The organism is Catonella morbi ATCC 51271 (assembly GCF_000160035.2).
GTDB classification, from domain to species: domain Bacteria; phylum Bacillota; class Clostridia; order Lachnospirales; family Lachnospiraceae; genus Catonella; species Catonella morbi.
This window is the reverse complement of the sequence record NZ_KI535368.1, coordinates 722372-737815: the sequence shown is the minus strand read 5'-3', so window position 1 is coordinate 737815 and position 15444 is coordinate 722372. Positions and strand designations below refer to the sequence as shown.

The following is a 15444-nucleotide window of genomic DNA, read 5'->3' as shown; positions in this document are numbered from 1 at the left end:
CCATTGAAATAGTGCTTTGCGTCAAATATACTAAAAGTGTAAGCTTGATATATGAGATATAAAGCAAGTTATACAAAAGAAAGTTTGAGAAGGGAGTAGTTTTATGGCCAGAAATAAAAAAACTGCCAAAAAGGGGTTTAAAAAATTAAATCTTACACTATACCTGATGATACTTCCGGCGGTTATCTACTATCTGATTTTCGCTTACCTTCCTATGGGAGGTACCATACTGGCGTTCAAGCAGTTTAACTACGCAGATGGAATTATTGCATCCCCATGGTCGGGATTCAAAAATTTTGAATTTCTGTTCAGCGGAGGTAAGATTTTCAAGGTTGCCTTTAATACAATAGCGTATAATGCTGTGTTTATAGTGGTAAACCTTATTTTACAGGTAGGTGTTGCCATTTTACTTACAGAGATAAAATCTAAGTTTTTTAAAAAAGCTTCGCAGTCGGTTATATTTTTACCATATTTTATTTCCTGGGTAATTGTGGGGGGATTCCTTTATAACCTGTTTAATTATGAATACGGCTCATTAAATACTATGCTTAAGGCAGTCGGTGCTACTCCGGTAGATATGTATAATGATGTGGGAATATGGAAATATGTACTTGTAATTGCTAATGCCTGGAAATGGGTAGGTTATGGTTCCGTTATCTATCTTGCGGCTATTACGGGCTTAGACAGTGAGATGTATGAAGCCGCCGCTATAGACGGTGCAGGAAGGATGCGTAAGATATTTTCAATAACACTTCCGCTCATAACACCTCAGATTATAATAATGACTTTACTTAATGTGGGCAGGATATTCAGGGGCGACTTTGATATGTTCTATCAGGTTACGGCAAACAATCCGCTCTTATATGACAGCACAGACGTAATTGATACCTATGTAGTCAGGTCTCTTTTACAGATTCAGGATGTAGGAATGACATCTGCGGCCGGTCTGATACAGTCATTAATCAGTTTGGTAATTCTTCTGGGAGTAAACAGTCTGGTGAAGAGATTCCAGAAAGATTACGCATTATTCTGAGAAAGGGGAGTAAACATCAATGCCAATTAAAAAAATATCAAAAGCAGATGTAGGATTTGGGATATTTGCATATTCGATACTTATATTTTTGTCGCTTTGCTGCCTCATTCCTTTCCTGTTCATCATATCAGGTGCGTTCTCGTCGGAGCAATCGATTTTAGAACATGGTTTTTCATTAATTCCGATTGAGTATTCACTTGAAGCATTTAGGGCTGTATTTGCGGTTCCGGAGAATATTTTCAATGCTTACGGAGTCACGATTTTTATTACAATAGTCGGAACAGTAGTAGGTATATTTTTCTCTTCAATGGCGGCCTATGTACTACAGAGAAAAGAATTCAGACCAAGGACATTTTTCTCATTCTTCTTTTACTTTACTACCATTTTTAACGGAGGAATCGTTCCTTGGTACATACTGATGATTAGATATTTTAACATGAAGAATAATATTATGGCTCTCATCCTGCCAAATCTTTTCAACGTGTTTTATATCATTATCATAAGAAGCTTTATAAGCAACAGTATTCCTGACTCAATTACAGAGTCGGCTAAGATAGACGGAGCAGGAGAATTTCATATCTTTGTTAAAATGATTCTTCCGCTTTCAAAACCGATTTTAGCTACAATGGGACTGTTTACAGCTCTTAACTACTGGAATGACTGGTTCAATGCTATGTTGTTTGTAGATGCACAGAAACTGATTCCGTTGCAGTATTATCTGTATAGAATGCTGTCACAGATATCAATGCTTAGGAATCTGATTGCAAAGGTGCCGCAACTGGCAGCTGTAACCCCACCGGAAGAATCGTTTAAGATGGCGATGACACTGGTAACAATTGGACCGATCTTATTACTGTATCCGTTTGTACAGAGATTTTTTGTAAGCGGAATTATGATCGGAGCAGTAAAAGGTTAAAATAAAAGGAGGAGCATTATGAGAAAGTTAAGAAAATGGTTGGCTGCAGGATTATCAATGACTATGGCATTAGCCTTAGTTGCCTGCGGAGGCGGAACAAAAAATGAAACTAAAAGCAGTGCAGGCGGAAGCACAGTCAAGCAGGCTTCGGTTCAGTCTAAGACATCAAGTGCGGGAACAGAAAGTAAGGCAAGTACACTTGAACCTGTTACACTTAAAATGTATTTCTTAGGAGAGCCACAGTCTGATAATGATATGGTTTTTGAAGAAATCAACAAATTATTGACAGAAAAAATCAATGCTAAAATTGAGCCTCATTATTTATCTTGGGGAGATTATCAACAGAGATATCCGCTCTTATTCTCCTCGGGTGAAGACTTTGATATGATTTATACAGCGGCTTGGGCTTTCTATGCAGAGACAGCATCAAAGGGTGGTTTCTATGAGATAACACCTGAAATGGTAGAAAAGTATTGTCCTCTTGCAAAAGCTGCTTTACCTGAAGCAGCTTGGAAGAATACTCAGGTTGCGGGAAAGAACTATATGATACCTCAGAACAATTACTGGGCAAATCATTATGGTGCGTTTGTGCGCGGCGACCTTCGTAAAAAATATGGCATGGAACCTCTTAAGACAGTTGAAGATATAGAGAAGTTCATGCAGAAGGTTAAAGAGAATGAGTCCGGAATGATTCCTCTCGATGTTTCCAGTAATAATGCTGAAATTATCATGCGTGCGCTTGTAATGTATCCTCAGGGACGTTACTATCTTTCACATACACTGAGCTATGATTACACCAATTCTGATAAACTTGATCTTGTACCTTTTTATGACCTTCCGGGATTTGAAGAGCATATTAAACGTATGAAAGACTGGAATCAGAAGGGGTATATTTCAAAGAGTGACCTGACCTCATCTAATACAAATCGTTTTGATGCAGGTAAGAGTGCGGTTAAGTTTGGAAATATCGGTGATGCAAATACAGCTTGGCAGAATGCTAAACAGAACCATCCTGACTGGGAAGTGGAATATATTAATCTTCTTGAAAATAAGCCACTTGGCTCGGCAGGCTTTACCGGCAACGGTGTTGGATTTAATGCAAGAAGCAAGAATATAGAAAGAGCGTTAATGGCAACCGATCTTCTTAACTATGATAAGGATCTTAACTTCCTCATTAATAATGGTATACCGGGAGTACACAGCAAGCTTCTTGGCACTGTTTCAATTGACGGACATGATTTCCAGCAGGTAGAAGTCCTTAAACCTGATGCTTATGGCGGAATCAGTACCTGGTGCTTTGCAAATGCGCCAAGTCTTCCTATAGATTCTTTCCCTAACTATGGTGAAATTCAGGCATCATATTACTTCAAGCAGCTTGTGTTCAATCCTGTAGACGGAATGTCATTTGTACTCGATTCTGTAAATACAGAGCAGGCAAATGTATATAATGTAAGAACAGAGTATACACCTATTTTGTACTTAGGTTTTGCAGAAGACCCTATGGCAACCCTGAAAGAATTTAAGGAGAAACTTAAAGCGGCAGGCGAGGAGAAGTTTAATCAGGAAATTACCAGGCAGGCGCAGGAAGTTTTTGATGCGGCTAAAAAATAAGTCTGTTTTATATTGAAGATATTAAATGATTTGGGTGTCAAAAGTATTTGACACCCATTGATACAGGATTGCTACAGCTTCGCTTCTTGCAATCCTTGCAAAAATATTCGTAATCCGCTCATTTTTTTGCAAAAAATGGCTACTTACTCATATTTTTTGCGTGTTAAAAGATAATAAATTCTTTTGCAAGCAAGCTTGCACAGAATTTTTATACTTTTGACACTTATATCATTAAATAACTAAAAGGGGGTTCTGATGAGCAGAGGAATTATTCCACAGTATATAAAAAGAACAGGTGTCGCTAAACATATAAATGAACAAACTAAAATACAGACAGATATTCCGGTTATAAAGGAAATATTGAAGGAAAAGCTTAAGAGTGGCGGACAGGATGAAGGCTATAAGGCTATTTGCTTTCACAAGGAAATACCGGATGCTGTAAGTAATCGTGTAAGCAGTGAGTTTAATGTTCCAAGGCCGGAACACAGTGAATGCCATATTATTGAAGCTAAGGGAGATGAAATACATGTCTATGCTTTAAGCGAAAGAGGTTTATTTTATGGTGCAATATCTGTCATCCATCTGCTGGAAAAAGGCTGTATTGATGAGTTGATTGCTTATGACTACCCTGTGTGTGACGAAAGAGGCATGAAAGTATTTCTTCCTGCATCAAAAGATATAGAGTTTTTCAAAAAATTCGTTGATATGATATGTTATTTTAAGTTTAACAGTATCATGATAGAAATCGGTGGTGCAATGGAATACAAGAGGCATCCCGAAATTAACGAAGGCTGGATTAAGTATTGTGACGAAATGAGCGAATACTCCGGGAAAACAACCAAGATACAGGATTATACCTATCCTTGGTACAAGAATGCCATACATATGGAAAACGGAGGAGGTAATTTCCTAACCCAGAAAGAGGTCAAAGAACTGGCTGATTATTGTAGGGGAAGAATGCTGGAAGTTATTCCGGAAGTACCTTCGCTCGGTCATTGCGATTATCTTATGATGGGGCATATGGATATAGCGGAAAGACCGGAAGATCCGTATGCAGATACCTATTGCCCTTCAAACCCTGCATCATATGAACTTTTATTTGATGTACTTGATGAAGTTATAGAGGTGTTTAATCCTGAAGTTATAAATATAGGACATGATGAGTATTATACTATAGGAGTTTGTGAAAAGTGCCGGGGAAAGAGCGGAGCAGATATATTTGCGGGTGACGTAAATAAGATATATGATTATCTGAAATCAAAGGGTGTAAAAACCATGCTTTGGGGTGATAAGCTTCTGAAGAATGCTGTGGTGCCGGATGCAGGTCCGTTTGGCGGAGCGGAGATACAGATGTATATGCCTCAGTTCCATAGGAAAGACGGTAAAAAAATAGGAATTATGCCTGCTACACATCAGGCTATTGATATGGTGCCTGAAGATCTTCTGATTCTGCACTGGAACTGGAATCTCGGGGAATATCTTGAAGATGAATTTTTGGATAAAAACTTCAATATTCGTTATGGTAACTTTGAGGGTTATTTCTTCTCAAACTGGAAAGAACATATTGAAAAAAGTGGACGTCATGGAGCTTTCATATCAAATTGGAGTTCATTAAATGAGGTGATTTTACAGAGAAATACAATATTCTTCGGTATTTCCTATGCTTATGAGATGTTCTGGAATCATAATTATGAAGATGGCGACTATGAAGCAATCAGGGATAAAACATTTGAGTATTTGTATCATTATAAATATACAGATGCAGAAGGACTGGAAATTAAAGAGAGCCATGACGGACATCCGGCTTACGTTGAATTGATTCACACTACCGATTATCACGTTAAATTTAAGTTTTTTGTAGATGGAGTGTTTCCTGAAAAAGAAGTATATGAAATCGGTGAGTTAGTATTTGATTATGAAGATGGTTCAACAGAGAAAGTGCCTTTGACTTACGGATATAATATAGGTAATAAAAACGTGAACTGGGCACGTACCAAGGATGGAGATCCGGGATATAATCACGGATTTAAACTTGAAGATCATCTTCTTGAAATGTCTCTTACCACCTTGCCTATAAGAAAGGGTGAAGAGACAGTGTATAAGTGTCTTATTGCAAACCCACGACCTGAAAAGGTACTTAAGGAATTCAGGACAGAAGTTTATTCGGACAAGAATTGTAAGGTGTTTACTGAATCAGTACACTATCTGTCCTAAGGAGATATTTTGTGCTAAAGGATAAAGAATTTTTAAGGAAATTTATTAGACTGACCCTGCCTTTTTCACTCCAGCTTTTAATATCATCTACGGTTAATTTAATTGATGTAATGATGATAGGTAAGCTGGGTGATGCCAATATAGCTGCGGCAGGGGCGGCTAATCAGATATTTTTTCTGCTGACTATAATACAGTTTGGTATAAGTTCGGGAGCATCGGTATTCATTGCCCAGTATTGGGGGGCAGGAGAAACAAAAAACATAAAAAAGGTGCTTGGTCTAATCTATGTATTAAGCGGAGGAGTATCATCACTTTTTACCTGCTTGGGTTTGTTTTTACCTGAGCAGGTTATACGTTTTTATATTCACGATACTGATGCTGTAAAATATGGAACAGGTTATCTGTTTGTAGTCAGCATAAGCTATGTTATCACAGCAATAAGTACTTCCCTTGCAACAGTGTGCAGATGTACAGGCAATGTGGGGCTTCCCACGGTTGCGGGTTTTGTTTCTATGGCAGCCAATGTTATCGGGAATGCCATACTTATTTTTGGCTTATGGGGAGCTCCTGCATTGGGACTTACAGGTGCGGCAATAGCTACGGTACTTGCAAGGCTTATAGAAATGCTTATAATTTTAATTGCGGTTTATAGGAAAAATATGATTGGTGCTGCAGGATTTTCAGAGCTTACCGGATGGAAACGGGGCTTTGTAAAAGAGTATTTTAATAAGGTGGCACCGGTATTATTTAATGAAATAGCATGGTCTGTCGGGACTTCTCTCTATATGGTAGCCTTTGGATTGATGGGAACTTCTACTGTGGCGGCAGTACAGATTGCCTCGGCTGTTGCACAAATCCTCTTTGTTTTTGTCAGAGGAGCAGGTAACGCTACTGCGGTAATGCTCGGAAATACAATAGGAGAGGGTAGGGAAGAAGACGCAAAAAGAGACAGCAGGCGTTTTCTGGTTTTACTTCCCATGCTTGCGGCAGTTGTAGGTGTAATTCTCATTATATGCAGACCTCTGCTGTTATCTATATATGAAGTGAGTCCGGAAACGATGGACAGCGTTAATCTGCTTTTATTTTTACACGCCTTTTTATTTGTGCCAAAGGCCTTCAGCGTAGTTATGGTTGTAGGTATTTTAAGGAGCGGTGGCGACACGACTTTTGCCTGCTTTTTAGATATACTCCCGGTATGGCTGTTTAGCGTGCCGTTTGGCTTCATAGGGGTAAAGCTGGGGCTTCCGCTGTGGATTGTATTTTTGATTGTAAATGCTGAGGATATGATAAAACCTATATGGGGAATTCCTCGAGTTTTGTCAGATAAATGGCTGCATAATCTGACATAAAACATCCAAATTTTATTTAAGAAAGGATATAAAATGGAACAGAGCAAATTAAAAGAGCTGCTTGGTTCAATGAGCAGAAAAGAAAAGATAGGACAGTTATTTCAGATTATGGGGCATATGTTGTCAAGTGATGCAGTATTAACCGGACCTTTGAAAGATCTCGGGCTGTCAGATGAGGATATAGCCCTGGCCGGAACAGTTTTGGGACTTGGCAGCAGTGGCGGAGCACAGTTAAAAGAAATTCAGGAAAAATACATGGAGAAACATCCTCATCATATTCCGCTGATATTTATGGTTGATGTTATCCATGGCTATAAAACCATTTATCCTATGCCTTTGGCAATGGGAGCAACATTTTCACCTGAACTGCTTAAGGAATGCAGTAAAATGGCGGCAAGAGAGGCGGCAGCTGCAGGATTGCATGTTACATTTTCCCCTATGGTTGACCTGGTCAGAGATGCAAGATGGGGAAGAGTTGTAGAATCTACCGGTGAGGATGTTTATCTGAATAAAGTGATGGCTGAAAGCATAGTTCATGGTTATCAGGGAGAAGATCTTAAGGCAGAGGATACACTTGCAGCCTGCGTTAAACATTTTGCGGGTTATGGCGGTGTTGAAGCAGGCAGAGATTACAATACGGTAGAGCTTTCGGAACATACCTTACAGGAATATTATCTTCCGGCTTACAAAGCCGCCATTGATGCAGGAGCGGCAATGGTAATGACATCATTTAATACAATAGACGGTATCCCTGCTACAGTAAATAAAAGGCTTATGAGGGACATTTTAAGAGAGAAGATGGGATTTGACGGAGTTCTCATATCGGATTTTGCCGCTATCAGGGAGACTGTTATGCACGGAGTATGTGCTGACCGCAAGGAGTCTGCTGAGATGTCACTAAAAGCAGGTTGTGATATTGATATGATGGCGGGCGATTATTCAAGACATTTGGATGAGCTTATAGAAGAAGGAAGGATCAGCGAAGAACTGCTTGATGAAAGTGTTATGAGAATCCTGCAGCTGAAAAATGAGCTGGGTCTGTTTGAGAATCCGTATAAAGGATTAGATTTAGTCAAGGAAAAGGAGTTATGCCTCTGTAATTCGCATAAAGAACTCGCTAAAAAAGCTGCCCGTGAGTCGTTTGTTTTGCTTAAAAATGAAGGAAATCTTCCTATTAAAAAAGGAAAGAAAATTGCCTGCATAGGACCTTATACAAATCGCAAAAAACTTTTAAGCTCTTGGGCAATAATGGGTGAAGAAGGTCCTGTAGAGACTGTAAAAGAAGTCAGCAAGAAACTTGAAGGTTATGAACTTTCATTCTGTGAAGGCTGTCAGATACTTCCTGAAGGAACAAAGATGCCGGGCTTTGTACAGTTGGAGGAGATAGATTATAATGTAGATAAAACACTGGCTATGGAGGAAGAAGCCCTTGCTGCGGCTAAAGAGTCTGACGAAGTTTTACTGTTTATGGGAGAACATTTCTTACAGAGCGGTGAGGCTGCAAGCAGGACAGATATTACAATTCCGAAAAATCAGATGAAACTTCTTGAGAAAATTTGTGCAGTAAATGAAAATGTAAACCTTGTGTTGTTTACCGGAAGACCTCTTGCACTAACTGATATTTGTGACAAGGTAAAATCAATTCTTGTAGTATGGATGCCGGGAACTATGGGAGCAGCTGCAATCTGGGATGTGCTTACCGGAGAGTATTCGCCTTCAGGTAAATTGCCTATGAGTTTCCCATATAATGTAGGGCAGGTTCCTATTCATTATGATATACTACAGACAGGACGTCCGCTTACTCCGGAAGATGCAGGAGAACGCTTCGTATCAAAGTATCTGGATGCTCCAAATGAGGCATTATATCCTTTTGGATATGGTCTTACATATACAGATTTCAGTATTTCACCTGTTAGCTTGTCCTCTGATAAACTGAGTGAAGAAGGAGAAATTCTGGCTGAAGTTGTGGTGAAAAACTTAGGCAGTGTAAAGGGAACGGAGACAGTTCAGCTTTATATTCATGATATAGCAGCCAGTGTAGCCAGACCAATCAAACAGCTTAAGGACTTTAAAAAGGTTACCTTGGAAGCGGGAGAAGAAGGTAAGATTACTTTCAGAATAACAGAACCTATGCTACGCTTTGTAAGAGAGGACTATACGGTAGGCAGCGAAAAAGGACATTTTAATTTATTTATTGGCAACAGTAGTGCTACAGAAAATAAGATTTCATTTGAACTTATATAAGGGGATATTTCACGGGGCTGCTTTTAAGTCCCGTGATTTTCGAACATTCGGGTAAACCGGAAGGGGGGAGCAGGTATGCGGCTTTTGATTGTAGATGATGAGAAAATTACGAGAAATGTATTGTTAAATTATATTCCATGGTCAGAAATAGGAATAACTAAGATTGAAGCAGCAGGTGATGGAAGAGAAGCTCTTGAGATAGCCAAAAGTTTTAAACCGCATATAGTGCTGAGTGATATTCGAATGCCTAAAATGAATGGTTTAGAGCTTGCCAGAAATTTAAAATCAGAGCAGGAGGATTGCAGATTTATTTTTTTAAGTGCGTACTCTGACAGGGAATATCTAAAGGAAGCGATACAGTTAAGAGCAGTCAGTTATGTTGAGAAACCCATAAAACCTGATGAGGTCAAAGAGGCGGTTAAATCTGCGGTAAATGAAATTAAGAAACAGCATAGGTTGGAAAGTAAAAATTATTATATAGAGCAGAAAAAGATATGCACAGAAATTTTGGGAGGAGAAAGACTTACGGCAGATACAACGGAATATCCGTTTTTGCTTGCAACTGAATATATTGCATCAGAACTGAGACTTTATCCGCAAGACCCTTCCGCGGATGTGGAATATGACGAGAACAGTTTATCTTCACTTTTGGAAGAAATTCTTGCTTCATTAATAAAGATTCGGCTACCTGAAGTGTACGAATCGAATGAAATTCTACTCAGAAAATATTGTCTGTTCACAGTAAAAGACCTAAATCATATTGTTATATTATTCAATATGGATAAGGATTTACAGAAAGAAAAGATTTATCATATTACTGAAAAGCTGAGGATGGAACTATTGCAAAAATTACCGCAGTTACGTAGGGTTTTTGCAGGGATGGGAAGGCCTGCAAGAGATATTTTGGGGCTAAAGGATTCGGCCGTACAGGCTAAGGCGGCAAGGAGAAAATGTTTCCTGGGCGGTGTGATTTATGATGCCAAACTACCTGAAACGGGACGGTATAATTTTTCGGGAAATCTGCCCAAGGAAATTTTAAATTTGTGGAAATACGCAGATTATAATGAATTGGAGAAATCATTAAAAACACTTTATAATGAGATCTCACAGTTTTCGGAAACCTCGGTAGACAGTGTCCGCGGTTATTACTTAACACTTTTGCTTACCTTGACACAAAGAGCAAAAAGTCAGGACAGCATTGACTTTGCGGATATTAGTGCGGCATCTTTATCTGCAATCGGTGAGGCTTGCTGTTTGGAAGAAATGAGTGAGTGTTTGAAGGATGCAGCAAAATTTTATTTTAACAGTAAAGACAGTAAATCACAATATTCTCAAATTGCTGATAAGGTTACAAAGTACATTATTGATAATTATTCGGATGAGAGATTGAGTATTTCGCAGATTGCAGGTAAAATATACCTATCGCCGAATTACTTGTCATTATTATTTAAGAAAGATACAGGTAAAACCATAAACCAGTTTATAACTGAGGTAAGAATAGAGAAGGCAAAAGCATTATTAAGAAAGGATAGAACTCCTTTAACTTCAATTGCTGAGAAGATAGGGTATCATGATGCTAATTATTTTTCAAAGGCATTTAAGAAAGAAACGGGAATGACGCCAAAAGCATTTAGGGAAAGTATGTAGCTGGAGGCTGGAAAGGTGAGAAGGATGAATTCCATTAGAAGAAAGTGGACGGGGCTGTTGGCTCATACGGCTTTGAGCACTAAAATTAATCTGGTTTTTGTATTCTTTCTGGTACTTCCCCTCTTGCTTTTTACGGCAGTTTCATATTTTCTGACGAATCAGCTTATTATAACACAGACAACAAATACAATGTCATATACTTATAACGAAGCAATATCAATGCTTGACAGATATTTTGATTCAATGGAAGCCGCTATGAGAAATATTCTGTCCAATGAAGAAGTTTATAAGGTAGCGGTAGGAAGTGTTGAGGGGGATACTGTATTCAGGCAAAAAGCCTATTACAACTCATTTATAAAAAGAATAGGGTATATACGTCAGTCATCACCCATTGATGGTATAAGGCTGTATGTAAAAAGTGACAGACCATATATAATAAATGATGAGGAAATTTTTTCATTGAACGCTGTCGAAAACTCTGATTGGTACAAAAATTTAAGAACTGAAAAGAATAGCAGACATTGGATAATTCCCAATTATATAAAAGAACCGGATGGAGAGGGCTCAAGATTTTTTTCTTATTTGGGAGTTATTTACAGACCGGATGCTTTAAGTGAACCTTTGGCTGTGTTAAGAATTGATATAGATAAAGAAAAAATTGAGGAACTTTTGCAAAGAATTAAATTTAATTCAGAAACATCGGTATTATTAACAGGTGGAGAAAATATTGTTTACGGCTTCAGTGGAAATGGAGAAAAAATCTCGGTAGATGAATTAAGTAAACTACAGGAAGAACAGGATGAAAGTAATTGGACGTTTGTTAAGTACAATAGCTTAAAATATATTTTTAGGACTGAAATGCTGAATGCTAATGATTGGTATTTGACTTCCCTTGTACCTCAATCATCAATATTACAGAAACAACAGATTCTTTATCTTACACTTTTGATAACACTTTTTGGAATTGCACTCATTTCCTATGGACTTGCGTATTCAACTATCAAATCAAGTCTGAAACGAATATTTATTTTAAATAAAGAAATGAAGAGGGTAGAGTCCGGGGATTTAAGCCATAAAATCAAACCGGAAGGTTCAGATGAAATTGGAGAACTGATGAGTAGCTTTCAGGCAATGACGCTTCGCATGGAAGAAATGATTGATGAAAAATACAGAATGGGTAAGGAAGTAAAGAATGCCGAATTAAAAGCCCTACAGGCACAGATAAATCCTCACTTTCTTTATAACTCACTTGATTTGGTAAATTGTTTGGCTATTCAACATAATGTTCCCGAAATTGCGGATATGATTAATAGCCTGGTTGAATTTTATAAGCTGAGCTTGAATAGGGGGCAAGAAATTTTATCTTTGTATGATGAACTGCGCCATGTACAGACTTATGTACGTATACAAAATATGCGATTTGAGAAGAAGATCAGACTTGAAATAATAGAAGAGCCATGGATGAAGAAGTATGCCATTCTAAAGATAATTCTACAACCGTTAGTGGAAAACAGCATAATGCATGGGATTTTAGAAAAAGAAGATAGCAGAGGTGAGATAAAAATAAGTTCTGAACTTAAAGATAACAGAATTTATATAACTATCGAGGATGATGGGGTAGGAATGTCTCTAAATCAGATAGAAAATTTACTGAAAGAAACAAATGAGGTTAGACACAGAGGCTCAGGCTACGGAGTTAAAAATATTAATGAGAGAATTAAATTATACTATGGTGCTGATTATGGTTTGATTTTTGAGAGTAGAGAAAATAAAGGCACTACAGTTACCGTAAGTATTCCTGCCATTCCTTATATAGAACACTAAGAGAAAAGAGGCTGTTGTATTAAGAATTTTTCTTTAATACGATGGCCGATTTTTAATACAATCGGTTGCAACACCTCGTATAAAACATTGTTATGAGTATGAAACACCACTTTACAACTTTTTATTTCCTATGTGCCATTTTACGATATTCAGATGGAAACAGTCCTGTATTGTTTTTAAAATTTGCTGCAAATCTTCCTGCATTGGAATATCCAACAGCCAAAGCAACCTGATCAATTGCAAGGTCTGTAGATGTTAAGAGCATTTCCGCGTGGCTCATACGACGCTGCCTGATGTATTCAGAAATTGTGCAGCGATATATGTGCTTAAAAGAGTTCTTTAACTTTGTTGTACCCATACAGGCTATTCGTGCAAGCATATCAAGTGGAAGTTCCGAGTTGAAATGGTCATTTATATATGAGGTAACGTTGTTCAAGGCATCAATGTCCTGCTTGGAAATTCGTGCACAAAGATTATCTTTGCTTCTCCTTCCGTGTTCATAAACAAGAGAGACAGCTTCTGCGACCTTGGCCTCATAGAACAACTTGGCCGGTATGCCTTCTCCCTTATAATCCCAAACCTGACGCAAAAGATGTGACATCTCCGGGAAGTCGAGTGTCTGTCCAACGCGGATAAAAGCCTCATGCGGAGGCAGGTAGTCATCAGGGTAGCTTTCTTTCAGATATTTTTCATAATATGCAGGAAATACTTCTATCCCCACGGAACGAATCGGGATATTCTTATGCATAATGGATTTATATTCATCATGCCCTCCGTAAAAGGTTTTTACACATCCTGCAGTTAAGCGGCGATAAGGAGTTAACTCCTCACCGGACACAGAATCATAGTAGGTAATGCTTAAACACTCCGGTGTATTAAGAGATATAAAGCTATCTTCAAAAAAATAGAAATCATGGATTTTAATATCAAACAAATCTTTTTCTCCATAGACCCAGTAATATCCACAGCCAACTCCCGTTGGAGCAAGATACAATTTTCCGGCAGGGCTAAAGTCCGGGGATGACTCTACTTCAACAAATCCGCTGCGGGTAAGCCATTCTCTGTAAAATTCGTTTATTTCCATATAATCACCTCAAAATCATACATATCGGACATTATTTCATACATATCAGTCAAACAACTCTCGGTCGTATTGTTTTGCTTTCCTTGTTATTCTATACTATTTTTGCTATTAGTTGCATCTAACAGAATATTAACACAGCATCTATTGGAATTCAATACATACGCATAAGGAGGTTATTAGTTATGACAAGTGAAGCAAACATCAAGAAACAGAAACTTACGATCAAGGAACTTATTACAATCGGTATTTTTTCTGCAATTATTTTTATATGCATCTCTTTGAGTGGAGGGCCATTTGCAATGTTCCCGGCATTAACCTTTTATTATCCGGTAGGAGGGGCACTTCTTGCAGGACCGGTGTATCTTTTACTGATTGCGAAAGTGCCAAAATCCGGACCAATCTTTACCGCAGGACTGTTGATGGCAATTTTCTGCTATGTGACCGGTATGCATATCGGCATGACTATCGGATATCTTGCCGGAAGCGTACTGGCGGAATTTGTGGCATGGACAAGGCGCTATAAGAGCATAAAAATCAACATTCTTTCCTACATTGTTTTCTGCCTCGGCGGAACCGGGTCATATATTGCATATTTCATCAATCCAAGGGCTTGGGTGAGTCGAATGTTGGAGAAAGGAACGCCGCATGAATATCTGGATACAATGGCGGCTTCAGTTAACAATTTTATTTTGATAACTATGTTTACAGGTACGGTTATAGTGGCTCTTTTCAGCGGTTTTGTCGGAAGTAAACTATTGAAGAAACAATTTGAAAAAGCGGGAATAACGGCATGATTTTAAGAGAATACACGGGAAACAGTACCGGGATGCAGTTTGACCCACGTACAAAAATCATTTTGCTGATTCTATGCGTAATTTCAGCAACAATTGCTCCGTCGCTTCTGTACGAGAGTGTGCTTATTTTTGTGGTTGCAGTATTCGGATGTGCAAGTGGGAAAGTTCTCAGGTCACTTTTATGTGCGGCGTTTTATGGTGTCTTTTATATGCTGACGCTATTTATTATGTCACTTGAAAAAGGGGGGCTTTACACTGTCTTTACATCCTGGCTTGGCTTGTTTTATACAGTTTACCCCTGTGCTTTCTTAGCAGGCATTATTCTTTCCACAACTAAGGTGGGTGAGTTCCTGACTGCCATGAATAAGGCACATATTCCTAATAAGGTGGTTATTCCTTTGGCAGTTATGCTTAGATATATTCCTACGGTCCGTGAAGACTGGGAATATATCAAAGACGCTATGCGACTTAGAGATATAACTCCTTCCTTGCTTGGATTCCTTAAAAAACCGGCAATGACGGTTGAATGTCTTTATGTTCCATTGCTGATGACGGCTTCAAATACAGCAGATGAACTCTCTGCTGCAGCACTCACACGAGGGATAGAGAATCCAAGACCACGCACCTGTCTTCTCCGGATACGGTTTCGGGGAAGAGACGTGGCCGCCACAGCTCTTGCGATATGTGTACTTGTTTTGGGTTTTGTCTGGGAAAGGATAGTATAGTGT

At 38.6% G+C, this 15444-nt stretch carries 11 protein-coding genes; 10 read left to right on the top strand and 1 reads right to left on the bottom strand.

What is annotated here, in order from left to right; all coding sequences use genetic code 11:
* Window positions 1–103: 103 nt before the first annotated feature.
* From GCWU000282_RS10295 to GCWU000282_RS15960, 8 genes are all read left to right on the top strand, one after another.
* Window positions 104–1033 carry an ABC transporter permease gene (locus GCWU000282_RS10295; RefSeq protein WP_023355056.1) on the top strand — a complete coding sequence of 310 codons (930 nt, stop codon included), beginning with the start codon at window positions 104–106 and terminating at the stop codon, window positions 1031–1033.
* 19 nt (window positions 1034–1052) lie between these two features.
* Entirely contained in the window at window positions 1053–1949 is an 897-nt protein-coding gene (locus GCWU000282_RS10290) for a carbohydrate ABC transporter permease (RefSeq protein ID WP_023355055.1), read from the top strand.
* A gap of 18 nt (window positions 1950–1967) precedes the next feature.
* Window positions 1968–3560, top strand: coding sequence for an extracellular solute-binding protein (locus GCWU000282_RS10285; protein WP_023355054.1), 1593 nt, complete (start codon window positions 1968–1970; stop codon window positions 3558–3560).
* 255 nt (window positions 3561–3815) lie between these two features.
* A complete protein-coding gene (locus tag GCWU000282_RS10280; protein ID WP_023355053.1) occupies window positions 3816–5774 on the top strand; it encodes a family 20 glycosylhydrolase in 1959 nt (652 codons plus the stop codon).
* Between the two features lie 11 nt (window positions 5775–5785).
* Complete coding sequence (locus GCWU000282_RS10275; RefSeq protein WP_023355052.1) at window positions 5786–7123, top strand: MATE family efflux transporter; 1338 nt, start codon at window positions 5786–5788, stop codon at window positions 7121–7123.
* 33 nt (window positions 7124–7156) lie between these two features.
* Window positions 7157–9367, top strand: coding sequence for a glycoside hydrolase family 3 N-terminal domain-containing protein (locus GCWU000282_RS10270; RefSeq protein ID WP_023355051.1), 2211 nt, complete (start codon window positions 7157–7159; stop codon window positions 9365–9367).
* Between the two features lie 75 nt (window positions 9368–9442).
* Window positions 9443–11014 carry a response regulator gene (locus GCWU000282_RS10265; RefSeq protein WP_023355050.1) on the top strand — a complete coding sequence of 524 codons (1572 nt, stop codon included), beginning with the start codon at window positions 9443–9445 and terminating at the stop codon, window positions 11012–11014.
* A 24-nt stretch (window positions 11015–11038) separates the two neighbouring features.
* A complete protein-coding gene (locus tag GCWU000282_RS15960; RefSeq protein ID WP_023355049.1) occupies window positions 11039–12838 on the top strand; it encodes a sensor histidine kinase in 1800 nt (599 codons plus the stop codon).
* Between the two features lie 121 nt (window positions 12839–12959).
* Here GCWU000282_RS15960 and GCWU000282_RS10255 read toward each other — a convergent pair whose 3' ends face one another.
* Window positions 12960–13922 carry an AraC family transcriptional regulator gene (locus GCWU000282_RS10255; protein WP_023355048.1) on the bottom strand — a complete coding sequence of 321 codons (963 nt, stop codon included), beginning with the start codon at window positions 13920–13922 and terminating at the stop codon, window positions 12960–12962.
* Between the two features lie 182 nt (window positions 13923–14104).
* Here GCWU000282_RS10255 and GCWU000282_RS10250 point away from each other — a divergent pair, with 182 nt between their 5' ends.
* Entirely contained in the window at window positions 14105–14716 is a 612-nt protein-coding gene (locus GCWU000282_RS10250) for an MptD family putative ECF transporter S component (RefSeq protein ID WP_023355047.1), read from the top strand.
* Window positions 14713–15441, top strand: a complete 729-nt coding sequence (locus GCWU000282_RS10245) for an energy-coupling factor transporter transmembrane component T (RefSeq protein WP_023355046.1) — start codon at window positions 14713–14715, stop codon at window positions 15439–15441. Before GCWU000282_RS10250 ends, GCWU000282_RS10245 begins: the two co-directional genes overlap by 4 nt.
* The last annotated feature ends 3 nt before the right edge of the window (window positions 15442–15444 follow it).